Below are 24,576 nucleotides of genomic sequence, written 5' to 3' on the forward strand. Positions count from 1 at the left end.
GCCGCGTCAGTTCTTGCGCTCGGCCACGAAACGGGCCGCGGCGCGCAGGATGTCGGCGCGCTCGCCAAACGGAGCGAGCGCCGTGTCGGCGGTGGCGAGCAGATTTTGCAGGCGGCGCTTGGCGCCGTCGATGCCGAGCCGCGTCACGAAAGTGGTCTTGCCAAGGGCGGCATCCTGGCCGGCGGGCTTGCCGAGCGCCGCGGCATCGCCCTCGACGTCGAGCAGGTCGTCGGCGATCTGGAAGGCTTCGCCGAAGGCGCGGCCGTAATCGTCGAGGGCCTTGTAGTTCGACGGCGACGCCTTGCCGAGGATCGCGCCGGCTTGGCAGCCGAAACGCAGTAGCGCGCCAGTCTTCATCTGCTGCAGCCGTGCCACGTCGACCGGCTCGCGGTCGCCGAAGCGGCCTTCGCCGGCGAGATCGAGAATTTGGCCGCCAGCCATGCCGCCGATGCCGGCGGCCCGGGCCAGCGCCCGCGTCAGCGCCAGGCGCACGCCGGCCTCGGGATGGATTTCGTCGCGCGTGGTGATGTCGAAGGCGATGGTCAGCAGAGCGTCACCGGCGAGAATGGCGGTGGCATCGTCATAGGCCTTATGCGTCGTTGGTCGGCCGCGCCGTAGGTCGCTGTTGTCCATGGCGGGCAGATCGTCGTGGATCAGCGAATAGCAATGAATGCATTCCAGCGCTGCGCCGGCCAGCAGGGCGCCTGCTGGGGGCACGTCGAACAGTGCAGCACTCTCGACCACGAGGAAGGGGCGCAGCCGCTTGCCGCCGTTGAGGCTGCCATAGCGCATTGCCTCGAGCAGCCGCCTCGGGCGGGCGATCTCGTTCTCGAGGATCTCGTCCGAGAGGACGCGGCCGAGCAGGGCCTCGGTGTCCTCGGCCGTCTTGTCGAGCCGGCGGGCGAAATCCTGCGAGAAAGGCGCTTGCGTCATATAAACTGGCTCCAAAGCAAAATATGGGGGCGACGTACGGGTTTCCGCCGGGCGGCCGTGAACTGGAGCGCAGCGGCAATCCGGGTTATGGGGAGCGGGGACCCGTTCCATATGTCGCAGTTTCGGTGAGCCGGGTAGCACAGCCCTTGCGCGTTGTCCGCAGCCTTCTCCTGATCGTGGTTATCGCGCTGGCGCTGCCCTATGGCCTGGTGCCGTTCTACGGCTCCGGCCATCCGGTCTCGACGCTGATGCTGTGGCGAAAGCTCGTCGGGGCGCCGGTGGCGCGAACCTGGGTCGACCTCGCCGAGGTCGCCCCGATACTGCCGCGCACCGTGATCGCCTCGGAAGACGCCAAATTCTGCAGCCATCATGGCATCGACTGGGATGCCCTGCAGGACGTCATCGACGACGCCCAGGAGGGTGAAGTGAGCCGCGGCGGCTCGACCATCACCCAGCAGGTCGCCAAGAATCTGTTCCTGTGGCCGGGGCGCAGCATCGTCCGCAAGGGCTTGGAACTACCGCTGGCGCTCTGGATCGATCTGGTGCTGCCGAAACGGCGCGTCATGGAACTCTATCTCAATGTTGCTGAATGGGGCCCCGTCGGCCAGTTCGGGGCCGAAGCCGGGGCCCGCTACGCTTTCGGCCGCTCCGCCGCCGACCTTGGCCCCCGCGAGGCGGCGCTGATGGCGGCGATCCTGCCCAATCCGGTTACCCGCAGCGCCCGCAATCCTGGCGCAGGGGTGCGGCGGCTCGCCGGTAAATACGCCGCTCGGGCGCAAGCCGAAGGATCGCGGTCCTGTCTGAGGTGAGCGGACCGCGAGTGCAATTGTTCCGTTTCGGCCCTATTTACCGTCCGCACCCCGGACGGCACCCGCCTTGAGGGGAATTTCTGGGTCGCACACTAGATTTGGCCGAACCCTTCCACTATAAGCCCCGCCATAATCCCGAATTTACAGCGAGCCGGGCCCGTCCTGACGTCAGGGATGGCGAGCGGCGAAGACCTTGCAAGGATACCTCCGATGGCCGTTCCCCGTAGAAAGACTTCGCCCTCGCGGCGTGGCATGCGTCGTTCCGCCGACGCGCTCAAGTCGCCGACCTATGTCGAGGACAAGGACTCCGGCGAATTGCGCCGTCCGCACCACCTCGATCTCAAGACCGGCATGTACAAGGGCCGTCAGGTTCTCAAGCCGAAGAAGGAAGCCTGAGGCTTCCAGGGCGGCGGCGCGCCTTAAGGAGCACCGGCTGACGGCCGGTGCCCATCGCGCCTGAAGATCGCTGAACTTCAGGAAGCGGGACGTCGGAGCCGACAACGAATGCCTGGCCGAGCTGCATGATCGGTTTCCCGCTGCTGCTGATCCCCATCGCGATCGTCAACATCCTCGTCTTTCTGATGCCGGGGGTGTCCTTCACCGATCCGATCGTCACCCTGTCGCTGATGTCGCGTGCCGCCTGGACGGTAACCTTCGGCGACGCGCTGCTCGCACTCGGCCTCCTGCTCCTGCTGCTCGAAGTCGTCAAAGGCTCGCGGCCGGGCGGAAAATATTTCATGGATCACGCCCTGGCGCTGCTGGTCTGCGGCGGCGCGGCCGCGGAATTCCTGCTGCTGCCGCGCTTCGGCAATTCGGTCTTTTTCCTGCTGGTGTTGATGACGCTGGTCGATTTTCTCGGCGGCGTGATGCTGCGGCTGCGCCAGCGGCGTCTGCGCGCAGCAACGGCCGGCCGCAGTGCTATCGTCGTGGCGGAAGCGCCCGCCTCGCAGCCGGCGTCTGCCCAGCCTGCGCCGCTCCCGGTCCAGGACAATGCCCCGCAGCCGCGGCCCGAGCCGGTGGCGCCGCCGCCGCTCGCCACCATCGAGCCCGCGCATTCCTCACCGTCGGCATCGGCCGCCGATCAGGCTCGCTCGGTTCTCGACGTTCGTCCGGGCGCGCCGACAGAGCCGCCGCGCTAACCCCGCCTTCGATCGGGCCGGGGCCGCGGTGACGGTCAGGCCATCCGGCTGGTCCTTGCTTTCGTCTGCGGCGCAGGCCGCTCCTGGTTGGCGACACAGCGGTAGCTCAGCTGCGCGTCCGCGGGGTCGGCCCGGCGAAGACTGCGGGTCTGCGGCAGATGCTCGGCGGTCGCGATCAATTGGGCGATGAAGCCCGCGTCCGGCCGCACCTGAACCAGCCGCCGCGCCTCTTGCGTACCCTCAGCCTCGAGGGTCGGAAAACGCAATACCAGGGCACGTGTCTCGCTGCCGGCTCCTTGCGGAGCGATATCCTCGATCTTGCCCATGATAATGTCTCTTTCCGGGACGCGCGTGGCGTCGACGAAATCAACCTCGCAACAGCCGTGCCGGATCCGCTTCCGCCCGAAAAAGCTCACTGGCGCGAATTCGGCAGTTCTTTAGGATGGCGTCATAGCCCGAGCTGATCGGGCCATTTACCTTTCTTGACGCGAATCGCAGGCGCTGTCCCCGGTAAGAGGCAATCGTGAGCAAGGCTTCCACAGGCGCACAGCCCACGACCGCGAGAAGTGGGACTTCGATGAACGGCTCGTCGGCAAGCGGGACGTCGCCTGATCTGCCCGAGCCTGGCGCTTTGCTGGGGCGGGTGGGCGCGGTGGGTTTTGCCTGGGATCTTGCCACTGATGCCATGGTCTGGGGGGACGCCGTCGCCGACGTACTGCCACATCTTGCACCCGAGGCTCGCGCCAGCGGCGCAGCCTATGCCCGTCAGATCGAGCCCACGCCCGGCGTCCGCTCCGACGCCGTGCTGAATTCGCCTGCCAGCGATGGCGGAGCCGGGGTGCGTTACGCCATCGAATATGGCATCCGCACTGCTTCCTCGACCGAACTCCTCTGGGTGGAGGAGGCCGGCTGCTGGTTTGCTGGCCGCGATGGCCGTCCGGCACGTGTCGAAGGGTTTGTCCGGGTGATCAGCGAGCGTCATGCGCGCGATGAACAATTGCGCCGGCTCGCAAGCCACGACCCGCTGACCGGCGAGCTCAATCGCAGCCATCTGCTCGCGGCGATCGCCGAGACGCTCGAGGAAGCCGCGCGCTTCCACACCTCTGCAGCCTTTCTGCTGCTCGGCATCGATGACCTCGACCACGTCAATGACGCTTTCGGCTTCGATGTCGCCGATGAGGTCATCATCGAGGTGGCCCGACGCATTCGCGTGAGACTGCGCGGTGGCGACGTCCTCGCTCGTGCTTCCGGCAACAAGTTCGGCGTTGTCTTGAAGAATTGCACCGCGGAGGAGATGGCTGTGGCCGCCGAACGATTTCTCTCCGCGATCCGCAACGAAGTAATTCCGACGAGCTCCGGGCCGGTCGCGGTGACGGCATCGATCGGCGCTATTGCCGCGCCGCGCTACGCTCGGACCGCCGATGACGTCGTGACGCGTGCCCAGGAGTCCTTGGCGATCGCCAAGCGCCGCCGCGGCTCCTATCATGCCTGGCGGCCCAACGCCGAGCGCGAGGCCCAGCGTCGAGTGAATATCCGGGTCACCGACGAGATCATCAGCGCGCTGAACGATCGACGCCTCGTGGTCGCCTACGAGCCGATCGCCGACGCGAAGGAGCGTAAAGTCGCATTTCACGAGTGTCTGGTGCGGATGCGCCAGGACGACGGCACGCTGATGCTGGCGCCGGACATCGTGCCGGTCGCCGAGCGCCTCGGGCTCATTCGCCTCGTCGACCAGCGTGTACTCGAACTTGTGATTGCGGATCTCGCTGCAGCGCCGCAGGCCCGGCTCAGCCTCAATATCTCGCCGGACACCACCACCGACCCGGAATGGTGGGCGCGCATCGAGGCGTTGCTTCTCGCCCATCCCGGCGTTGCCGATCGATTGACGGTCGAAATCACCGAGACCGCCGCCATTCAGGACGTCGATGACGTGCGCGGCTTCGTCATGCGCTTGAAGAAATTCGGGGCGCGGATCGCCATCGATGATTTCGGCGCCGGCAATACCTCTTTCCGCAACCTGCGCCGGCTCGGCGTTGATCTCGTCAAGATCGACGGCGCCTTCGTGCAGAATATTGTCCATTCGGCTGACGATCGCGCTTTCGTGCAGACGCTGCTCGATCTCGCGCGGCGGCTCGGTATCAAGACCGTGGCCGAATGGGTGCAGGACGAAGAATCCGCGGCGCTGCTGCGCGATTGGGGTTGCGACTACCTGCAGGGGCGGTTGATAGGTCTCGCTGCGGCGGAGCGGCCTTGGCAGCAGTCTGCGTCCGGCACATCAGCCATCGGGCCAGAACCCTAGTGTGGCGTCTCGCAATTGCCTATGCCCTTTGCGGCAAGCCCCTGTAGGCAATTGCGAGACATAAGCCACACTAGCACTTTGATTTTGCTAGTGTCCCTATGTCTCCGAATGACCGTGCGAGCGCGAGGCAAACGTAGCGGTAATTCGGAGACGGGACACTAGAGCGTTTTCCCGCGAAGTGGATACCGGTTAGCGTGAAGAAAACGCGTCAAACAAAGATCGGAGCGGAGAAGGCTCTCGTGCTGCGTCTTTCGATTGCCTGTCCCCATATGCGCCAGGACATCGGCCGCACTGGATTTTTTTGACTTTGCTACTTACGTCAGGTGTCCGAACACGTTGTCCGATGTGCTTTGGAATGGGTTTCAGCGGCGGCTGGCACCGAATTCGCCGCAACAAAAAAGCGCTCCCACCACGGAAGCGCCTTTCGCATGAATTACGTCGATCCGCTGTCGGTTTTTATTCCTTTAAAGGTTCCTTCGGCGGTTCCTTCGACATCTTGTCGAGGCGCTCCTGCATTTCCTTCATCTGTCGCCGCAGTTCGTCGATGTCACCGCTCTCCGGCGGGGTTTCGGTTTCGGGCGACGGTTCGATTGTGCTTTCCTTGCGCAGCGTGCCGATGCCGAACGGCTTGAACATCGAGAAGGTCCGCTCGAACAGTTCCATATTTCGGCGGACCTGCTCCTCGAGTGGTGCGAAGGCGCCGCTGCCGAAGGCACTCGTCATCTGCTTGCGAAATTTTTCCTGTTCGCGCGTCAGCGTCTCGATCGAGGCTTCGAGATATTTCGGCACCACCATTTGCATGCTGTCGCCGTAGAACCGGATGAGCTGCCGCAGGAAAGTAGTCGGCAGCAGATTCTGTCCTGCCTTGTTTTCCTGCTCGAAGATGATCTGCGCCAGCACGGATCGCGTGATGTCGTCGCCTGTCTTCGCGTCATAGACGAGAAAATCCTCGCCCTCCTTGACCATGGCGGCGAGGTCTTCCAGCGTGACGTAGGTGCTGGTGCCCGTGTTGTAGAGCCTGCGATTGGCGTATTTCTTGATGGTGATTGGGGTTTCTGACTTCGCCATGGGTCTCACACGCTAAGAGAGTTCGGGACGGGAGCTTAAGGACGGTCGCTGGCAGGAACCGGGGTCAGTCAATGCATCGCAACGAAAACAGGAAAGCATGTCCGGCACCGCTCGGCTACCGTTTTATGCAGCACAGTTAATACCCTAGCAGGTGCGTGCGGTGCAGCACGGCGACCGCCGGTGTGCACGGCAATGCTGCGCCGGGCCACGATTGCTGCTTTGCGGGAATGGCATTGACACATCTTCGTCTGGTTAACAGGATAGCTGCGAGACCGCGTGACAAGCCGGCCCCCGGCACGACCTCGTTCCCGTTCCTTCCGAACCCAGAAGCCTAAGGAGATGTCCATGTCCGACGATGTCGTCATCGTCAGCGCTGCCCGCACCCCTGTGGGGTCGTTCAACGGCGCTTTCGCCAATACGCCTGCCCATGAACTCGGGGCCGTGGCGATCAGGGCGGCCCTGCAGCGCGCCGGCATCGAACCCGGCCGGATCTCCGAGGTCATCCTGGGCCAGATTCTTACCGCCGCTCAGGGCCAGAATCCGGCGCGGCAGGCGTCGATCGCCGCCGGCATCCCGGTGGAAAGTCCGGCCTGGGGCGTCAACCAGCTCTGCGGCTCCGGTCTTCGTTCGGTGGCGCTGGGTTACCAGGCCATCGTCAATGGTGATTCCGAGATCGTGGTGGCCGGCGGCCAGGAGTCCATGAGCATGGCGACCCATGCCCAGCATCTGCGCAGCGGCGTTAAAATGGGCCCAGTCGATTTCATCGACACCATGATCAAGGACGGTCTGTGGGACGCCTTCAACGGCTATCACATGGGTAACACCGCCGAGAATGTTGCCCGCCAGTTCCAGATCACGCGTCTGCAGCAGGACGAATTCGCGGTGTCGTCGCAAAACAAGGCGGAAGCGGCGCAGAAGTCCGGGCGCTTCAAGGATGAGATCGTCCCGGTCACCATCAAGTCGCGCAAGGGCGACGTCGTGGTCGACACCGACGAATATCCGCGCCATGGCGCCACGATCGAGGCCATGGCCAAGCTGCGCCCGGCGTTCGAGAAAGAGGGCACCGTGACCGCCGGCAACGCGTCGGGCATCAATGACGGCGCCGCCGCCCTGGTGCTGATGAGCGCCAAACAGGCCGCCAAGGAAGGCCGCTCGCCGATCGCGCGCATCGTCTCCTGGGGCCAGGCAGGCGTCGACCCTTCGATCATGGGCACCGGCCCGATTCCGGCATCGCGCGCGGCGCTCAAGAAGGCCGGCTGGAAGGTCGACGATCTCGACCTCATCGAGGCCAACGAGGCCTTCGCGGCCCAGGCCTGCGCCGTCAACAAGGACCTCGGCTGGGATACGTCGAAGGTGAACGTCAACGGCGGCGCAATCGCGATCGGTCATCCCATCGGCGCATCGGGCGCCCGCGTCCTTGTGACGCTGCTGCACGAGATGCAGAAGCGCGACGCTAAGAAGGGCCTCGCCACGCTGTGCATCGGCGGCGGTATGGGCATCGCGCTCTGCGTCGAGCGTTGAGAGCGCACTGCACAATCGGCGCGTGATACAAGTCACGCGTGACGAAGGCGCGACGTGTGAAAAATGCCCGGCCTGTTGCCGGGCATTTTTGTTTTCATTCCCACAAGCGATTTGGTCTTGCAGTTCGTGGCGCGTGTCGGAATACTTTGTCTGCCGGAGCAGACGACAAGGCTTGCGAGGGAGACGTCGGAATGACACGAGTGGCATTGGTGACGGGAGGCACGCGCGGCATTGGCGCGGCGATCAGCAAGGCCCTCAAGTTGGCCGGTTACAACGTGGCGGCGAGTTATGCCGGCAATGATGACGCTGCCAGCAAGTTCAAGTCCGAGACCGGCATCCCGGTCTTCAAGTGGGACGTCGCCTCCTTCGAGGCCTGCGGTGAAGGCATCAGGAAGGTGGAAGTCGACCTCGGCCCCATCGAGGTGCTGGTCAACAATGCCGGGATTACCCGCGACACCGCCTTTCACAAGATGACGCTCGAACAATGGAGTGCGGTGATCAACACCAATCTCGGTTCGTTGTTCAATATGACGAGGCATGTCATCGAAGGCATGCGGGCGCGGAAATTTGGCCGCATCGTCAACATTTCCTCGATCAACGGCCAGAAGGGGCAATTCGGCCAGGTCAATTACTCGGCGGCGAAGGCCGGCGACATCGGCTTCACCAAGGCGCTGGCGCTGGAAAACGCCAAGACCGGCATCACCGTCAACGCCATCTGCCCGGGTTACATCAATACCGAAATGGTCCAGGCGGTGCCGAAGGACGTCGTCGAGAAGAGCATCCTGCCGATGATTCCGGTAAATCGTCTCGGCGAGCCCGAGGAGATCGCGCGCGGAGTGGTATTCCTCGCCTCCGACGATGCCGGCTTCGTCACCGGTTCGACGCTCACCATCAACGGCGGTCAGTACCTGGTCTGATACCGATCTCCCGACCTCGCTTGCCGACTTTCAGCGCGGTCGTGCGAGCCAGCGTGGCATTGCGGCGCTCGATTCAAATGATTCCCTTTCCATGACAGCGGCAACAGCGACCCTGATCGGACTCTCGGCCATCCTGATGTGGTCGCTGCTGTCGACATTGACCGTAGCCAGCGGCCCGATCCCGCCGTTTCAGCTCGCCGCCATGACCTTTGCGATCGGCGGCTGCGTCGGTCCGGTGACCTGGCTGTGGCGGCCGCAGGCCGCTCGTGCGCTGGTCCAGCCGTCGCTGGTGTGGCTGATCGGCACCGGCGGGCTGTTCGGCTATCACGCGCTGTATTTCCTGGCGCTGCGCCTCGCGCCGCCGGCCGAAGCCGGGTTGTTCAATTACCTGTGGCCGCTGCTGATCGTACTGTTCTCGGCGCTGTTGCCCGGAGAGCGGCTGGCGTTCCATCACATCCTCGGTGCGCTGCTCGGGCTCGCCGGCACGGTGCTGCTGCTGGCAGGTGGCGGAGCGGCCCTGCCGGACGGCGCGGCACCGGGTTTTGCGGCTGCGTTCTGTGCGGCCTTTGTCTGGGCCGGCTATTCGGTGCTGTCCCGCCGGTTCAAGGCGGTGCCGACCGACGCCGTGGCGGGCTTCTGTCTTGCCACCGCGGTGCTCGCCGCGCTGTGTCATCTCGCTTTCGAGACCACTGTCTGGCCGCAGGGTGCGCTGGCCTGGGGCTGTGTCGTCGCGCTGGGATTGGGCCCGGTTGGCCTCGCCTTCTATGCCTGGGACATCGGCATGAAACGCGGCGACATTCGTCTGATCGGTGCCCTGTCCTACGCGACGCCGTTGTTCTCCACCGGGTTTCTGATTGCCGCCGGCTTCGCCACGCCGACATCGCAGCTCGCGCTCGCCGCGCTGCTCATTGGCGGTGGCGGCCTCGTCGCCGCGCGCGATCTGTGGCGTCTGCAGCGGCGGCAGCCGACGTGATCGAAGGCAATCGGTCGCGCGGTGGCGACTGACCGTCTGAGCGTGCGGCAAGTGAAGCGATCATTCTGAGACTAAAGGGACGCTAGTGTGGCGTCTCGCAATTGCCTATGCCCTTTGCGGCAAGCCCCTGTAGGCAATTGCGAGACATAAGCCACACTAGCACTTTGATTTTGCTAGTGTCCCTTATGTCTCCGAATTACCGTGCGAGCGAGAGGCAAACGAAGCGGTAATTCGGAGACAGGACACTAGTGTCCTGTTTCCAACTCGTATCCCATTGCAGCAGGCGCTCATACGAACGTTGGAAACAAGGGGGCACTAGCATCATTATGATTCTAGTGTGGTTTTGGATCTGACGCTCGTTCGAAGAACTCGCTGCAATACTGAAACGAGCGTCAGATCCACCACACTAGCCCTCGGGTACAAAGTCCGGCGGCGCCAGTTCGAAGCCGGCGAAATCGAATCCCGGCGCTACAGTGCAGCCGACCAGCGTCCAGTCGCCGAGACTCTCCGCCGCCTGCCAGGCGCGGGCGGGCACCACCGCCTGGGGCGCCTCGCCGGCGGCCAGCTCGGCGCCGAGGCGCAAGTTGCGCCGGCCGCGCTCGTCGGCGATCGACAGCGCCAGGGGCGCGCCGGCATGGAAATGCCAAATCTCGACCGCGTCGACCCGGTGCCAGTGCGAGCGTTGGCCGCGCGCCAGCAGGAAATAGATCGCGGTCGAGGCGGCGCGGCCGCTGTGATCGACCCGGCGGTCGCGAAATGTCTCGCGGTAGTGACCACCCTCAGGGTGCGGCAGCAGCCCGAGTTCGGCGATGATCTGCGCGGCCGAGATCATAAGCTTACGCCTTGTTCTTGCGCTCGCGCAGTTCGCCGAACACCTCTGCGGCGCTTCGCCCCGTGAGGCCGAGCGCCGCCGCGACCGACGGTACGTCGGCGCGCAGGAAAACGTTGGTCTGCTTCTCCTCGCCGATAGTGGTGGGCACCGTCGGCAGGTGCTGGGCGCGCAGCCGCGCAGCTTGCACGGCGCGCGCCTCGAGCGCCTCGTTATCGCGCTCCACAGAGAGTGCGAATTTGACGTTCGACTGGGTGTATTCGTGGCCGCAATAGACCTTCGTCGCGTCCGGCAAGGCCCGGAGCTTCTTGAGCGAGTCCCACATCATCGGATAGGTGCCTTCGAATACCCGGCCGCAGCCGACCGAGAACAGCGTGTCGGCGCAGAACAGGGCGTGGTCGGCGTCGAGAATGTAGGAGACGTGTTCGAGGGTGTGGCCGGGAGTCTCGAGCACCCGTGCCGCGATAGTGCCGATCTGGACGATGTCGCCCTCGCGGACGCGCTCGTCGGCGTCGGCGATGGCCACGGCCTTGTCGTGCGGCGCGACGACGCGGCAGTCGTATTTCGCCTTCAGCTCCGCAACGGCGCCGACATGGTCAGCATGATGGTGGGTGATGAGAATATCGGTGAGGGTCCAGCCTTCGTGCTGCAGCGCCTTGATGATCGGTGCGGCTTCCGGCGCATCGATCGAGGCCGTCGCCTTGCTGGCGGGGTCATGGATCAGATAGCCGAAATTGTCCGAAAGACAGGGGAACAGGCGGATCTCGGCGGGCATGACGGCTCCATTGGCAGAAGCGCCGACTTTGGAGCGATGCGCCGCCAGGTTCAACCCGGCATCGCGGGACGCCTGATCATTTGAGCGCCTTTGAGTCCCGGCCCGGACGCGGTACGGAGCACCGCCGCTGGCTGGCGGCAACGCGGCGGATCACGGCATTAACCAAGCCGCAGCCAAAATCATGGCGCTAGTGCGGTGGATCTGACGCTCGTTTCAGCATTGCAGCGAGTTCTTCATACGAGCGTCAGATTCTGCGCCGACATCTTCAAGCCCGCCCAATGCGCAAACTACTTCGCCGCATGCGGGTATGATCCACCTTGATCGGAGTCTGCTCTAGTGTGGCGTCTCGCAATTGCCTACCGCCTTTGCGGCCAGTCTCTCGTAGGCAATTGCGAGACATAAGCCACACTAGCGCTTTGATTTTGCTAGTGTCCTTTATGTCTCCGAATTACCGTGCGAGGGTGAGGCAAATGAAGCGGTAATTCGGAGACAGGACACTAGACCGCCAGGATCGGTTAAAATTACCCTTATGACCATGGACGTGATTGACCTGCGCAATTTCTATTCGCAGCGCCTCGGCATCGTGGCGCGACGGCTGATCAATCGCGGCATTCGCGAACAGTGGCCGCATACGCGCGGGCTGCGCGTGCTCGGCATCGGCTATCCGACGCCCTATCTAGGCCTGTTTCGCGACGATTCGGAGCGCTGCATCGCCTTCATGCCCGCCGCGCAGGGGGTGCTGAAATGGCCGACCGCGCGTCCGACCCTGTCGGCGCTGGTCGACGAGTTCTCGCTGCCGCTGCCCGATGCGGCGATCGATCGCGTGCTGCTGGTGCATGCCCTTGAGATGTCCGACGATCCGGCCGGGCTGCTGCGCGAGGTCTGGCGGATCCTGGCACCGTCCGGACGGATGATGGCGGTGATCCCCAATCGGCGCAGCGTGTGGGCGCGCACGGACAAGACGCCGTTTGGCCACGGCCGGCCCTATTCGCGCAGTCAGATCACCGAATTGCTGCGGCAGACCTGGTTCACGCCCTCGGCCTGGAGCGAGGCGCTGTTCGTGCCGCCACTCGACGGCGGCTGGTTCCTGCGTTCGGCGGCGGCCTGGGAGCGCATCGGCGCGGCGGTATCCTCGCCCTTCGCCGGCGTACACATCGTCGAGGCCACCAAGCAGGTCTATCGGGCTATTCCCGCTCGGCGGCCGCGCACGCGCCTCATTCCGTCGCTCGATCCGGTGCTGGTGCCGTCGGCCGCGCCGCGGCGCGATTGCGTGGCGCAGCCGCCGCATCCGTCCCGCGGCGGGTGAAGCGCTGCCTTCATCTGCGTTCAGACCACGCGCCGGAAGAAAGCAGAAAGGCCCGCTTGAGAGGAGCGGGCCTTGATCATTTTTGTTTTGCAACCGGCCTGGCGGATTGCTCACTCGCCCGAGGAGAAATCCTCGCTCGGCGTCGCCTGTGGCCCGCGGCCCTCGGGACGCGGTGCATGCGGCCGCCGGCGGCGGCGCGGCGGGAAGCGGCCGCCTCCTTCCTGGTGTCCACCGGCTTCGAAGCCGGCACCGGGCTGGGTGCCGGTGATGAAGGACGGCAGGCGATCAACGTCGCCGGTTTCGGGCTGGGCGGCGGGCTGCGCCCGGTTCTCGCGATAGGGCTGCTCGCGCGGCTGGTCGCGGAAGCCTGAGTCGCGGTCACGCGTGCCCTGCTCACGCGGCTGCTCGCGGTCGCGCTGGGGGTAGGGCTGTTCGCGCGGCTCTCGCGGCTGCTGATCGCGCTGCTGGTATTGCGGCTGCGGCTGCGGATCGCGCACGAAACCGGGTTCAGCACCGAAATTGCTGAAGTCCTCGCCTTCGTCATCTTCGACTCGTGGCTGCGGCTGCTGCTGATGCTGCGGGAGGTTTTGCCGGAACTGTTCCTGGGCTGCCGCAATCAGGCGGAAATAATGCTCGGCATGCTGGTAATAGTTCTCGGCGGCGACTGGGTCGCCGGAGCTCTGCGAATCACGGGCGAGTTGCAGATATTTCTCGGCGACATGGGCGGCGGTGCCGCGAATCTTGATGTCGGGCCCGTTGGATTCGTAGACCCGGGTCATCGGGTTCTGGCCGCGGCGATTCGGGTTGTGACCGTTATTCCGGTTACGCATCCGCTGTTTATTCTGACCGTTTCGCATGAGGTGCCTTTTCGCCAACCCTGAATTTTGCCGACCGTTAAGCTCGCAAGGTCGAAGCCCGTACGATGAGCCCGCAAGATCCGCCAGCGAGTTCCGCTCGCCCGGCGGGTCTATGAGCCTTGTTCACGAGACGTGTCTCACGAGACGCGTCGGCCGTAGTGAAAGAACGGGCAAATGCGCCCGTCTGGTCTCGAAGGCGGAGGGAGGCGGCGCCTGCCGAGCTCTGGTCTCGGTCGGGCCGGCTCTCGCCGAACTCCGTCGTCGTGACCATGATCCTGATGGACAACCGCCGGCCGCCTTTTTGGATCATGATCAATTTCTGGAATCTTATTCTCCAGCTCGAAGCGCCCTCGCTGCGCCGGTGATGCCTGAAGTTCCGGCCTTGAGCCCGATTTTAAAGCCGCGATTCGAATCGGCGCCCAAAGAAGACTCGCTCAAAGAGATCCGCCCGCGAGCGCTCTCCGGAAGTGCCAATTCGCTGAAATGCCGACCGGACGCGGCGCTCAAGCGGAGCGCGCTGCAACGGAACTGGACGATCGGGACTGGCCTCGTCTGCGCAACGATCCGGCTTTCATTCGCGTGGTAGTCGCGAGCGGCGCAGCACCCTTGGGCTCGCGCTCGGCAGACTTTCTTGGAACCACTTTCCTGGGACCACTTGTTTGGAACCGCTCTACCAGTCCGCCCTTCCCGAGGACCAAGTCCCGCCGGAAAAGGATCCGAGCCTCCAGTCGCGAGCCATTCGCATCCAATGCGTGCGCCAACGGGACGACTTCTAGACCGATGTTGTATTCGGAACCTAGTCGCTCCGCGGGCATATTCCAAGTGATTTTTATTCTATTTCGGGGGCTTGCGGTTCGCAATTTCGTCCCACCACCGCCCGCGGAATACCGCCTAGATCCAGACGTGTCGGCTGGCCGGTTAATCCGGCATCGCTCATCAACCGTGCGACTGGTTCGCTCTGGCCGGCTCCGACTTCGACGATCAGAACCCCTGCCGCCGCCAGCAATGCGGCCGCTTGCGGAATGAGGGTGCGGTAGGCAACGAGGCCATCTTCGCCGCCATCGAGCGCCCGCCTGGGATCGTGCTCACGTACTTCGGGTGCAAGCATGGCGATCTCCGCGGAGGGGATATAGGGCGGATTGGACACGATCAAATCGAAGGGGCCGGCGAGCGCCGCTGCGAAGTTGCACCGCGCGAACTTTGCGCGCTCCGCAAGATTGAGCCGACGGGCATTGGCGCGAGCGGTGCGCAGGGCATCCTCGTCGATGTCGGTGCCGATGCAAAGCGCTTGCGGCCATTCGCTGGCCAGCGCCAGAAGCAGCGCTCCGCTACCGGTGCCGAGATCGGCGATGCGCGCCGGTGTTCGGCCGGCCATGGCGGCGAGGGCGGCTTCGACCACCGTTTCGGTATCCGGCCGGGGCACCAGCGTGGTCGGGGACAGCCGCAACGACAGTCCCCAGAACTCCTTCTCACCCAGGATCCGCGCCACCGGTTCGCCGGCAAGGCGCCGCCATGCGGCTTCGCTGAGGCGCGCGGCCTCATCAGGCCCGAGCGTCCTTTGCGCCGCGACGGCAAGGCCGGTGAGATCGAGGCCGGTGGCATGGCCGACCAGCAGCCGGGCGTCGAGCTCCGGTGTGTCGAGGGCAGCGTCCCGCAGCAGGGAAGTCAGCCGCCGCCGCGCTGCCTCGATGCTGAGGCCGGCGAAATCGCAGCTCACGCTGCGGCGCCTTCGGCGGCGAGCTGCGCCGCCTGGTGCTCGGTGGTGAGAGCGTCGACGAGCTCGCCGAGCGCCTCGCCTGCGATCACCTGCGGCAGCTTGTAGAGCGTGAGGTTGATGCGGTGGTCGGTGACCCGGCCCTGCGGGAAATTGTAGGTGCGGATACGCTCGGAGCGGTCGCCGCTACCGACCTGGCCACGTCGGTCGGCGGAGCGCTCGGCATGAAGCTTCTGCGCCTCGGCGTCGTAGAGGCGGGCGCGCAGCAGCGTCATGGCCTTGGCGCGGTTTTTATGCTGGGACCGGCTGTCCTGCATGCTGACCACGATGCCGGTCGGCAGATGGGTGATGCGGATCGCCGATTCGGTCTTGTTGACGTGCTGGCCGCCGGCGCCCTGGGAGCGCATGGTTTCGATCCGCAGGTCGGTGTCCTTGATGTCGACATCGACTTCCTCGGCCTCGGGCAGCACGGCCACGGTGGCCGCGGAGGTATGGATACGGCCGGAGGCCTCGGTGTCCGGCACCCGCTGCACGCGATGCGCGCCGGACTCGAATTTCAGCTTGGCGAAGGCGCCGCGGCCGCGGATTTCGGCGATGATCTCCTTGTAGCCGCCCATGGTGCCTTCGCTGGCCGAAATGACTTCGACGCTCCAGCCGTGAAGTGCGGCGAAACGTTCATACATCCGGAACAGGTCACCGGCGAACAGCGACGCCTCGTCGCCGCCGGTGCCGGCGCGGATTTCCAGCACCACGTTGCGATCGTCCATGGCGTCCTTGGGCAGGAGCGCAATCCGGATCGCCTGGGCGAGTTCGTCGCGGCGGGCCATCAACTGCGGCCGTTCGGCTTCGGCCATGGCCCGCATCTCGGGGTCGGAGGTCGCGTCGCCGATCATGGCCTCGATGTCGGCGAGTTCTTGCTCGGCCGTGCGATACGCCTTGACCGCCTCGACCACAGGGGCAAGCTCGCTCAACTCGCGGCTGGCGCGCACGAATGCCTCCGAGCTCAATTGTCCGGTGAGCTCGGCTTCCAGCCCGGCGTGGCGCGCGAGCAGCGCGTCGAGTTTGGTTTGCGGCAGCATGACGGCCTCAGGAGGGGGTCGGCCCGGTCACAGCGGCAACCCTTCCTTGTCCGCGAACTCCTTGAGGCGTTCGCGGATCGAAACAGTGCCGGTGGGCGCCTCCAGCAGCGGCTTGATCATCGCCGCGGCCTTGCCGACGTCCAGTTCCAGGATCATCGCCTTGACCGGGCCGTGCGCGGTCGCCGACACCGACAAGGAACGGTAGCCCATCGCAAGCAGCGCCAGCGCGCCGAGGGGCTGGGAAGCCATCTCGCCGCACAGCGAGGCCACCTTGTCGGCCGCTTTCGCCTTGATGACGATGTCACGCAATGCCCGCAGCGACGGTGCCGACAGCATGTCGAACCGGTCGGCAACCTTGGGATTGCCGCGATCGACGGCGAACAGGAACTGGAACAGGTCGTTGGAGCCCACCGAGACGAAGTCGACTCGCTTGAACAGTTCGTCGAGCTGATAGAGCAGGGCCGGCACCTCGATCATGGTGCCGATGTCGATGCGCTCGGGCAGCGTGTGGCCGTGCTGACGCAGATAGGTCAGTTCGCGCTCGACGATATGCTTTGCTTGGTCGAATTCGGCGACGTCGGACACCATCGGGAACATGATCTTCAGCGAACGCCCACCACCGGCACGCAGCAGCGCGCGGACCTGGCCGCGCAGCAGGCCGGGCCTGTCGAGACCGAGGCGGATCGCCCGCCAGCCGAGCGCCGGGTTCTCCTCGGTGATGGTCTCCATGTAGGGAAGCGCCTTGTCACCGCCAATATCGAGGGTGCGGAAGGTCACCGGCTTGTCACCGGCGGCATCGAGCACCGTCCGATAGAGCGCAAGCTGCTCGTTGGAGCGCGGCAGGTTCTGGCTGACCATGAACTGCAATTCGGTGCGAAACAGTCCGATGCCCGAGCAGTTGGTGTCGTCGATGTGCGGCAGGTCGATGACGAGCCCGGCATTGATCATCAACTCGACGGGCTCGCCGTCCCTGGTCACGGTCGGCTTGTCGCGCAGCGCCAGATATTGCGCCTGGCGTCGGGCACGGAAGCGAACCCGTTCGGCGTAGGCCGATTCGATCTCGGCGGAGGGGCGGAAATAGATCGAGCCCGACGTACCGTCGACGATCACCGCGTCGCCGGGGTCGGCGATGCCGGCCGCATTGTCGACCTCGCCGACGGCCGGAATGCCGAGCGCCCGCGCGACGATGGCCACGTGCGACTGCGAGGTGCCTTCTTCCAGGATCAGACCGCGCAGGCGCTTGCGGTCGTAGTCGAGCAGCGCCGCCGGGCCCATGGCGCGGGCGACCAGGATGGCATTGTCGGGCAGCAGTTCGCGTGAGGGGGCGTGATCCTGGCCGAGCAACTGGCGCATCAGGCGATGGCCGAGATCCTCCAGATCATGCAGCCGCTCGCGCAGGTAAGGATCGGTGGAGCGGAGCATGCGGGCGCGGGTGTCCGATTGGACACGCTCGACGGCGGCTTCGGCGGTCAGGCCGGTGGCCACCGCCTCGTGGAGCCGGTGCGACCAGCCATGGTCGTTGGCGAACATCCGATAGGCCTCGAGCACGTCGCGGTGCTCGCCGCCGTCGGCGACATCGCCCCGTTCCAGCATTCGGTCGAGATCGGCACGCAATTTGGTCAGGGAGGTCTCGAGGCGCTTGATCTCCTTGGGCAGGTCCTCGGCGATGTAATTGGTGATGACGACGCGCGGCTCGTGCAGCACCACATGGCCGAGCGCGATGCCCTCGGACAGGATCGTGCCGGTCTTGTGCAGCGAATGGCGGGCCGCGGGCTCGGCGCCGGGCTTGGCCAGCGCCGCCAGCTCGCCCGAGGCGATCATCTCGGCGAGCACCATCGCCGTGGTCTGCAGAGCCTCGACCTCCTCCTCGACATAGGTGCGGTGGGCACGGTTCTGCACCACCAGGACGCCGAGCGTATTGCCGGCGCGCAGGATCGGCACGCCGAGGAACGAGTGATAGATCTCTTCGCCGGTTTCCGGGCGATAGGCGAAGGCTGGGTGGTTCTGGGCGTTGGAGAGGTTGAGCGGGGTCGCCTCGCTGGCGACAAGGCCGACCAGACCCTCGTGGGCGTGCAGCACCGTCTGGTGCACCGCATCGCGGTTCAGACCTTCGGTGGCGTAGAGTTCGAGGGTGTTGTCGATGCGCAGGACGTAAACCGAGCACACTTCCGCCACCATGTTGGCAGCGATCAGCACCACGATCTTGTCCAACCGCTCCTGGGCGCTGACCGGCTCGGCCATGACCTCGCGGAGCCGTCGCAACAAGACGCGGGGGCCTCCCAGCGTGCTCCGCATTGATTCGACACCTCCGCCTGTCACGCCAGCCCCGCGACGGGGCCGGTAAATAATTGAACTATAAGAGCTTTCCGTCTGCCCCGAAAAGGTTGCAACGGTACTGCCGGCCAAATCAGGATCGTTCGATCTCGCCTCGACTGCTGCTGCCTGATCCTTAGGCCGTATAGCGAAAATGCCTTTGCTTTGCCAAGCAAAACGCCTGCCAGACGGAACGATTGCCGTCCTGTGTCCACCGCCCCGGCCGGCCCGCCAGGAGCGTTCAGCCGCGGGAGTTCGCATGGGGTATTTATAGTTGCAGATTGCGTAGAATTATATCTTGAGTTTTAAGCCGGCGCGCTGAGCGCGGTCGCCCCGGGTCCCCCGTGCGGCGGGGCACCGGATTCGCTGCGAACGGGCCAGCAGCAAGACCTGCTTGCGCCCCAGCAGACGGAGCATCGCGGTTGCCGTCGGCCGTGGTGTTTTAGTTCGGGCTCTCGGGTCCGGCGAAACCGAAGCCAGGACATGGTTGCATTCAGACCTTGTCGAGACCGTAGAGCGTGTGCAGCGAACGCACGGCGAGCTCGGTATAGGCGGTATCGATCAGCAGCGAGAATTTGATCTCGGACGTGGTGATCGCACGGATGTTGATGTTGCGGTCCGCCAGCGCCTTGAACGCCTGGGCGGCGACGCCGGCATGGCTGCGCATGCCGATGCCTATGACCGAGACCTTTGCGAGGTCGGTGGCGCTGTCCATGGCCTTGTAGCCGATCTTCTCCCGGGCCTTCTCGATGGTGTCCTTGGCCCGCGAGTATTCCGAGGCAGGCACCGTGAAGGTGAGGTCGGTCGTCGCGCCATCGGAGGAGACGCTCTGCACGATCATGTCGACGTTGATATTGGCGTCAGCCAGCGGCCCGAAAATCGCGGCGGCGACACCGGGCTTGTCCTCGATCTGACGCACGGAGATCTGGGCCTCATCCTTGGAAAAGGCGATGCCGGTCACGACGTGATTTTCCATGATCTCCTCCTCGTTGCAGATCAGCGTGCCCGGCGGTTGGGCGGCGTGCGGATCGATGTCTTCGGGTTTGTCGAAACTGGAGCGCACGAAGACCCGCACATTGTGCACCATGCCGAGTTCGACGGAGCGCACCTGCAGGACCTTGGCGCCCTGTGACGCCAGTTCGAGCATCTCCTCGAACGCGACACGGTCGAGCCGTCGCGCCTTCGGCACCACCCGCGGATCGGTCGTATAGACGCCGTCGACGTCCGTGTAGATATCGCAACGGTCGGCGCGGATCGCAGCGGCGATCGCCACCGCCGAAGTGTCCGAGCCGCCGCGGCCCAGCGTGGTGATCCGGCCGCTCTCGGCGTGGATGCCCTGGAAGCCGGCAATCACCGCGACTTCCTTCCGCTCTGCGAAGCCCTTGACGAGCGCGCTGCCGTCGATGTCGAGAATGCGGGCCGAACTATGCGCGTCGCTGGTGAGGACCGGAATCTGCCAGCCCTGCCAGGAGCGGGCATTGATGCCGAGCGCCTGCAGCGAGATCGCGAGCAGCCCGGAGGTGACCTGCTCGCCGGAGGCGACCACGGCGTCGTATTCGCGGGTCGAGTCGGCCCTGGCGAGGGCAAGGAGCTCCTCGTTGGCGGTGCCGGTCATCGCCGCGGCGTCGCTGGTCCATCCCACCAGCTCGTTGGTCTTGCCGGACATCGCCGAGACCACCACTGCGACCTCGTGCCCAGCGTCGACCTCGCGCTTGACGTGGCGGGCAACGTTGCGGATGCGTTCGATATTGGCGACCGAAGTGCCGCCGAATTTCATGACAAGCCGGCCCATTTACCCTGGCGCAGTCCCTGACAAGCTTTGCTGGATGGCGCCGCGAAAGGCAGATGCGCGGGCCGAAAACGCGCGTATACATAACGGGGCGCGGGGGGGCAAGCGCCCGTGGACAGCCCGGAAAGGGGGGACCCGAGGGTTGCCGGCAGCGTTGGTGGGCCAATGCGGTGCAGGGGGGAGCGGAAAGCATGGGGCGTTATATCGATCAGATTCTGCGGCCCGGCGAGCGGGTGCAGTACTCCACCACCCTCCACGGCATTATCTATCTGCCGGCGGCGCTGATCTGGATCGTCGCCGCTGCCTGCTTCGTTTTGAGCCGCCGGGCCGAGGGGGGTGGCGTCGGCGTGGTTTGGCTGGTCCTGGCGGCGGCCGCCGCCCTGGTCGCGCTGGTCTGGACCGTACGGGCCTGGTTTCGGCGCTGGACCACCGAAACGGATGTCACCACCTTGCGGGTCGTGCACAAGACCGGCTTCATCCAGCGCCGTACCTTCGAGATGAACCTCGATAAAGTCGAACGCGTCGATGTCGATCAGAGCATCCCCGGCCGCCTGATCGGCTATGGTGATGTGACGATTCGCGGGGTCGGCGAAGGCGTCGTGACCATCAGGATGATGGCAGCGCCACTGCAATTTCGTAACAACATCACGGCGCGCTGATCACGACAGGCGTGGATGGGCAGCTTGGCGCCGGCCGATTTCTCAAGCACAATCGCGCTCGCGTGATAGACTCTCCTGCATCGCATCATTCCGCTAGCTGACCTTCGGACAACATGGCCGCCCCCAATCCGCTGTCGTCGACCCCCACCACCTCCACCGTCGACCCTGCCGAGATCGCGAAATTCTCGCGTCTGTCCGACGAGTGGTGGGACCCGAAAGGCCGGATGGCACCGCTCCACAAGATCAATCCGCTGCGCCTCGGCTTCATCCGTGACGCTGCGTGCCGAAAGTTCGGTCGCAACGTCCGCAGCCTGAGCTGCCTGTCCGGGTTGCGCCTGCTCGACATCGGTTGCGGCGCGGGCCTGCTGTGCGAGCCCTTCACCCGGCTTGGCGCCGAGGTGATCGGCATCGATCCGTCGCAGACCAACATTGCCGCCGCCCGTCTGCATGCCGATAGGTCCGGCCTGCTGATCGACTATCGCTGTACCACCGTGGAGGAGATGGATCCGCGCGAGCGTTTCGACGTCGTGCTTGCCATGGAGGTGGTCGAACATGTGGTGGATGTCGGCGCTTTCCTCGCCCGCTGCACAGCGCTGATGAAGCCGAATGGCATCATGGTGGTTTCGACCTTGAACCGGAACTGGAAGAGCTTCGCGCTTGCCATCGTCGGCGCCGAATATGTGCTGCGTTGGCTGCCTCCTGGCACCCATTCCTGGAACAAGTTCGTCACGCCGGCCGAGCTTGCCCGCCATCTGGAGAACAACGGTCTCGTCATCACTGAAGAGACCGGTGTGGCCTACAGTCCGTTTGCCGACAAATGGAGCCTGTCGGCGGATATGGACGTCAATTATATGGTGGTGGCCGAGACCGCGGGTTGATATCGAACAACTGGGCGCGAGTGGGTTGTCACGCAACCGTGCCATTCACCTCATCGCTGATAACGTTCATCGCGGATAGGGTGCCGATGGCGATCCGGTGCTAACCGTATCGCCATCTTTGATAGCCTCAATTGCGAAAATTCGACCCCGCCGCCTCAGAGTTGGCTGAGAAGCGTGTCGCCGCCCGACTTTTCGACGGTGCCGGGATTTTCCTCGATATTGAGCTTCTTCACCACGCCGTCGTCGACCAGCATCGAATAACGCCTGGAACGAACGCCAAGGCCGTTGGCCGAGGCATCGAGATCAAGGCCGATCGCCTTGGCGAATTCGGCATTGCCATCGGCAAGAAACACCGTCTTGGTGCTCGGGTCGGTGTCGCGCTGCCAGGCTTTCATGACAAAGACATCGTTGACGGAGGTGACCGCGATGGTGTCGACGCCCTTGGCCTTCATGTTCTCGGCGTTGATGGTGATGCTCGGCAGGTGCATCTTGTGGCAAGTGTTGGTGAAGGCGCCGGGGACCGCGAACAGGGCGACCTTCTTCCCCTTGAAGATATCGTCGGTGGTGCGCACCTGCGGTCCTTCCTCAGTCATGACGCGGAATTTGGTCAGAGGCAGGCGGTCGCCGATCTTGATGGTCATCGCGGAAACTCCCGTGTTGGCATGTTCTGATCTTTTTGGTGTCAGACGCGGTTCTGCCAGGCCCCCCCTGCGCCGCTTCGAATGCGGCGCTCGACATTGCGAGATTATGAAGTGCGCGTCGCCGTCGAGGGAGTCATAGCACGGTGGCGCGAGGGCGCAATTGCCGCTTCGGGCTCAGTTCAGACGGACCTCGAACTCCCGCGCGCGTCCACCGCCGGTCAGCGTCAGTTTCAGCGCCGCACCGTCCGGCTTGATGCCAAGCGGCAGGCCGTCGAGCGCAAACCGGAATCGTTGGTTGCCGCCAGGCAGGCGCTCGAGCGGTTCCGGCGACGGCAGCGACCAGTCCGCCGTTGGTCCTTCGGCGAACAGGTCGACGGTGACGCCGTCCGGTGCGGATGTGTCCACCACGACCTGGTTGCCGTCGCGCCTGACGTCACGGATCGTCAGTGCGTTTGGATCGCCGAGCTTCGCCGGCTGCGGCACTGCGGCGAGCGCGGTCATCAGCGCGCCGTCCTCGCTGCTGGCCTCGTTGGCGAAGCCGACCTCGGCCTTGGCGTCCACTGGCACACAGAGCTTCTCGCAGACCGCATAACTGACCTCGGCGCGCAGAACGACCGGCCTCTCGGGCTTGACCGGCGTGATCCGCAGCGGCAGCAACACATCGTTGCGGTAGCCGTAGGAGGTGCCGCCCGCCCCATCGGGAAATTTGGTCGGAGCCGGCCACAGGACCGTCACCGAGGCGACATTGTCTGAGCGGGAAAAATCGAACCGGGGCGGCACACCTGAATCGCCAGGCGTGCGCCAATAGGTCTTCCAGCCGCTGTCCAGCTTGAGCGCGAGCCCGCCGAGCAAGATCGCGCCATTCCGCGAGCCGGCGACGAGCCGCAGCGCCGAATGGGCGTCCTTGACCCAGGCCGAAGCGTCGGCCGATTGCGCGCGGACTTCGCCGCAGAGCAGGAGCGGCGCCGTAAAAGCCAGCAGAGCGAAGCGGGGGAGGCGGGGAACCAACTGAATCATCTAGTGTCCCGGTTCTAACGTTCGTATCCCTTTGCAGCGAGCGCTCATACGAACGTTAGAACCAAAGGGACACTAGTGTCCTGTTTCCAACGTTCGTATCCCATTGCAGCAGGCGCTCATACGAACGTTGGAAACAAGGGGACACTAGCATCATTATGATTCTAGTGTGGTTTTGGATCTGACGCGCGTACGACGAATTCGCTGCAATGCTGATACGAGCGTCAGATCGACCGCACCAGCGTCTTCTAGGCGTTAGCGGCGCAGCGCACACCTGAACAGGTTGTGATCGATACCCGCGCCGCTTGATTGACAGAATCCGAGCCCAATATCAGGATGGTATTAGCAGTGAAAGTCCGTCAGCGATGGATCGAATCGAAAAAGGGCCGAAGTCCGATGGAATAGGCCTGCCGGGGCGCGGGGGCGAAAACGGCGATGAGGGCGGCCGGCGCAGCTATCTCGACGGCCAGATCCTGATTGCCATGCCCGTGATGGAAGACGAGCGTTTCGCGCGTTCGGTGATCTATATCTGCGCCCATTCCGCCGAAGGCGCCATGGGCATCATCCTCAATCGTCCCGCCGGTAGTATCGACTTCCCCGAACTGCTGGTGCAACTCGATATCATCGACAAGCCGGACCAGATCGTGTTGCCGGCAAATACCGAGGCGATGAAGGTGATGAAGGGCGGTCCGGTCGAGACCGGTCGTGGCTTCGTGCTGCATTCGAGTGACTTCTTCATCAAGAATGCGACACTTTCGATCGACGATGGCGTCTGTCTGACCGCGACCCTCGACATCCTCAAGGCCATCGCCAAGGGAGAGGGGCCGCGCCACGCCATTCTGGCCCTCGGCTATGCCGGTTGGGCACCGGGCCAGCTCGAGAACGAAATCCAGGAGAATGGCTGGTTGCACTGCCAGGCCGACCCGGAGCTGATCTTCGGCCGCGATGCCAACATCAAATATGAGCGCGCACTCCAGAAGCTCGGCATCGATCTCGCCATGCTCTCCAGCGAAGCCGGCCACGCCTGAGGCCAGTCCTCGCTTATCGCGGCCATTCCCGAGTT

23 protein-coding genes are annotated in these 24,576 nt (G+C 64.5%); 11 read left to right on the plus strand and 12 right to left on the minus strand.

The genetic code is table 11. The features are described 5' to 3' along the window. Positions 1-6: 6 nt before the first annotated feature. Positions 7-933 (minus strand): polyprenyl synthetase family protein, encoded by a 927-nt coding sequence (locus DB459_RS10075; RefSeq protein ID WP_253712710.1) that lies wholly within the window; start codon positions 931-933, stop codon positions 7-9. Positions 934-1,079: 146 nt separating this feature from the next. On the opposite strand from DB459_RS10075, the gene mtgA reads away from it, so the two are divergent. The 3 genes from mtgA to DB459_RS10090 all read left to right on the plus strand — a co-directional run bounded on the left by mtgA (position 1,080) and on the right by DB459_RS10090 (position 2,881). After that, positions 1,080-1,742 carry a monofunctional biosynthetic peptidoglycan transglycosylase gene (gene mtgA, locus DB459_RS10080; RefSeq protein ID WP_253712711.1) on the plus strand — a complete coding sequence of 221 codons (663 nt, stop codon included), beginning with the start codon at positions 1,080-1,082 and terminating at the stop codon, positions 1,740-1,742. 210 nt (positions 1,743-1,952) lie between these two features. Beyond that, on the plus strand, positions 1,953-2,138 hold the full coding sequence (gene rpmF / locus DB459_RS10085) for a 50S ribosomal protein L32 (protein WP_253712712.1): 186 nt from the start codon (positions 1,953-1,955) through the stop codon (positions 2,136-2,138). A gap of 125 nt (positions 2,139-2,263) precedes the next feature. Continuing rightward, positions 2,264-2,881: a hypothetical protein gene (locus DB459_RS10090; RefSeq protein WP_253712713.1), complete on the plus strand. Its 618-nt coding sequence runs from the start codon at positions 2,264-2,266 to the stop codon at positions 2,879-2,881. A 35-nt stretch (positions 2,882-2,916) separates the two neighbouring features. Here the strand turns inward: DB459_RS10090 and DB459_RS10095 are convergent, their stop codons facing one another. Beyond that, on the minus strand, positions 2,917-3,207 hold the full coding sequence (locus DB459_RS10095; RefSeq protein WP_253712714.1) for a hypothetical protein: 291 nt from the start codon (positions 3,205-3,207) through the stop codon (positions 2,917-2,919). 251 nt (positions 3,208-3,458) lie between these two features. Here DB459_RS10095 and DB459_RS10100 point away from each other — a divergent pair, with 251 nt between their 5' ends. Next, positions 3,459-5,180, plus strand: a complete 1,722-nt coding sequence (locus tag DB459_RS10100; protein WP_253712715.1) for a bifunctional diguanylate cyclase/phosphodiesterase — start codon at positions 3,459-3,461, stop codon at positions 5,178-5,180. 456 nt (positions 5,181-5,636) lie between these two features. Here DB459_RS10100 and phaR read toward each other — a convergent pair whose 3' ends face one another. Then, the gene (phaR, locus tag DB459_RS10105; protein ID WP_253712716.1) at positions 5,637-6,248 is read right to left on the minus strand and encodes a polyhydroxyalkanoate synthesis repressor PhaR; all 612 of its coding nucleotides are present in this window, start codon (positions 6,246-6,248) and stop codon (positions 5,637-5,639) included. 345 nt (positions 6,249-6,593) lie between these two features. Here phaR and DB459_RS10110 point away from each other — a divergent pair, with 345 nt between their 5' ends. The 3 genes from DB459_RS10110 to DB459_RS10120 all read left to right on the plus strand — a co-directional run bounded on the left by DB459_RS10110 (position 6,594) and on the right by DB459_RS10120 (position 9,659). Further along, positions 6,594-7,769 carry an acetyl-CoA C-acetyltransferase gene (locus DB459_RS10110; protein WP_253712717.1) on the plus strand — a complete coding sequence of 392 codons (1,176 nt, stop codon included), beginning with the start codon at positions 6,594-6,596 and terminating at the stop codon, positions 7,767-7,769. Between the two features lie 191 nt (positions 7,770-7,960). Next, positions 7,961-8,686: an acetoacetyl-CoA reductase gene (phbB, locus tag DB459_RS10115; RefSeq protein ID WP_253712718.1), complete on the plus strand. Its 726-nt coding sequence runs from the start codon at positions 7,961-7,963 to the stop codon at positions 8,684-8,686. A gap of 91 nt (positions 8,687-8,777) precedes the next feature. After that, positions 8,778-9,659: a DMT family transporter gene (locus tag DB459_RS10120; protein WP_253712719.1), complete on the plus strand. Its 882-nt coding sequence runs from the start codon at positions 8,778-8,780 to the stop codon at positions 9,657-9,659. Between the two features lie 406 nt (positions 9,660-10,065). On the opposite strand, the gene DB459_RS10125 is transcribed toward DB459_RS10120, so the two are convergent. Together DB459_RS10125 and gloB are read right to left on the minus strand one after the other, a co-directional pair. After that, positions 10,066-10,491: a cupin domain-containing protein gene (locus tag DB459_RS10125; RefSeq protein ID WP_253712720.1), complete on the minus strand. Its 426-nt coding sequence runs from the start codon at positions 10,489-10,491 to the stop codon at positions 10,066-10,068. A gap of 4 nt (positions 10,492-10,495) precedes the next feature. After that, a complete protein-coding gene (gene gloB, locus DB459_RS10130; RefSeq protein ID WP_253712721.1) occupies positions 10,496-11,263 on the minus strand; it encodes a hydroxyacylglutathione hydrolase in 768 nt (255 codons plus the stop codon). 535 nt (positions 11,264-11,798) lie between these two features. Between gloB and DB459_RS10135 the strand changes: the two genes are divergently transcribed. Further along, the gene (locus DB459_RS10135; RefSeq protein ID WP_253713508.1) at positions 11,799-12,569 is read left to right on the plus strand and encodes a class I SAM-dependent methyltransferase; all 771 of its coding nucleotides are present in this window, start codon (positions 11,799-11,801) and stop codon (positions 12,567-12,569) included. Positions 12,570-12,679: 110 nt separating this feature from the next. Here DB459_RS10135 and DB459_RS10140 read toward each other — a convergent pair whose 3' ends face one another. From DB459_RS10140 to DB459_RS10160, 5 genes are all read right to left on the minus strand, one after another. Next, on the minus strand, positions 12,680-13,426 hold the full coding sequence (locus DB459_RS10140; RefSeq protein ID WP_253712722.1) for a DUF4167 domain-containing protein: 747 nt from the start codon (positions 13,424-13,426) through the stop codon (positions 12,680-12,682). 829 nt (positions 13,427-14,255) lie between these two features. Further along, the gene (gene prmC, locus DB459_RS10145) at positions 14,256-15,143 is read right to left on the minus strand and encodes a peptide chain release factor N(5)-glutamine methyltransferase (protein ID WP_253712723.1); all 888 of its coding nucleotides are present in this window, start codon (positions 15,141-15,143) and stop codon (positions 14,256-14,258) included. Beyond that, on the minus strand, positions 15,140-16,219 hold the full coding sequence (gene prfA, locus DB459_RS10150; protein ID WP_253712724.1) for a peptide chain release factor 1: 1,080 nt from the start codon (positions 16,217-16,219) through the stop codon (positions 15,140-15,142). Before prfA ends, prmC begins: the two co-directional genes overlap by 4 nt. A 27-nt stretch (positions 16,220-16,246) precedes the next feature. Beyond that, entirely contained in the window at positions 16,247-18,514 is a 2,268-nt protein-coding gene (ptsP, locus tag DB459_RS10155; RefSeq protein ID WP_253712725.1) for a phosphoenolpyruvate--protein phosphotransferase, read from the minus strand. A gap of 511 nt (positions 18,515-19,025) precedes the next feature. Then, the gene (locus DB459_RS10160) at positions 19,026-20,324 is read right to left on the minus strand and encodes an aspartate kinase (RefSeq protein WP_253712726.1); all 1,299 of its coding nucleotides are present in this window, start codon (positions 20,322-20,324) and stop codon (positions 19,026-19,028) included. 188 nt (positions 20,325-20,512) lie between these two features. Between DB459_RS10160 and DB459_RS10165 the strand changes: the two genes are divergently transcribed. Both DB459_RS10165 and ubiG read left to right on the plus strand, forming a co-directional pair. Next, positions 20,513-20,980, plus strand: a complete 468-nt coding sequence (locus DB459_RS10165) for a PH domain-containing protein (protein WP_253712727.1) — start codon at positions 20,513-20,515, stop codon at positions 20,978-20,980. A gap of 113 nt (positions 20,981-21,093) precedes the next feature. Next, on the plus strand, positions 21,094-21,858 hold the full coding sequence (gene ubiG / locus DB459_RS10170) for a bifunctional 2-polyprenyl-6-hydroxyphenol methylase/3-demethylubiquinol 3-O-methyltransferase UbiG (RefSeq protein WP_253712728.1): 765 nt from the start codon (positions 21,094-21,096) through the stop codon (positions 21,856-21,858). A gap of 155 nt (positions 21,859-22,013) precedes the next feature. Here ubiG and DB459_RS10175 read toward each other — a convergent pair whose 3' ends face one another. Both DB459_RS10175 and DB459_RS10180 read right to left on the minus strand, forming a co-directional pair. Beyond that, on the minus strand, positions 22,014-22,499 hold the full coding sequence (locus DB459_RS10175; protein WP_253712729.1) for a peroxiredoxin: 486 nt from the start codon (positions 22,497-22,499) through the stop codon (positions 22,014-22,016). A gap of 174 nt (positions 22,500-22,673) precedes the next feature. Then, positions 22,674-23,516, minus strand: a complete 843-nt coding sequence (locus tag DB459_RS10180; protein ID WP_253712730.1) for a protein-disulfide reductase DsbD domain-containing protein — start codon at positions 23,514-23,516, stop codon at positions 22,674-22,676. 362 nt (positions 23,517-23,878) lie between these two features. On the opposite strand from DB459_RS10180, the gene DB459_RS10185 reads away from it, so the two are divergent. Further along, positions 23,879-24,541, plus strand: a complete 663-nt coding sequence (locus tag DB459_RS10185) for a YqgE/AlgH family protein (RefSeq protein ID WP_253712731.1) — start codon at positions 23,879-23,881, stop codon at positions 24,539-24,541. Positions 24,542-24,576 lie beyond the last annotated feature (35 nt).

It is taken from the genome of Bradyrhizobium sp. WD16, assembly GCF_024181725.1.
Taxonomy (GTDB): Bacteria; Pseudomonadota; Alphaproteobacteria; order Rhizobiales; family Xanthobacteraceae; genus Bradyrhizobium_A.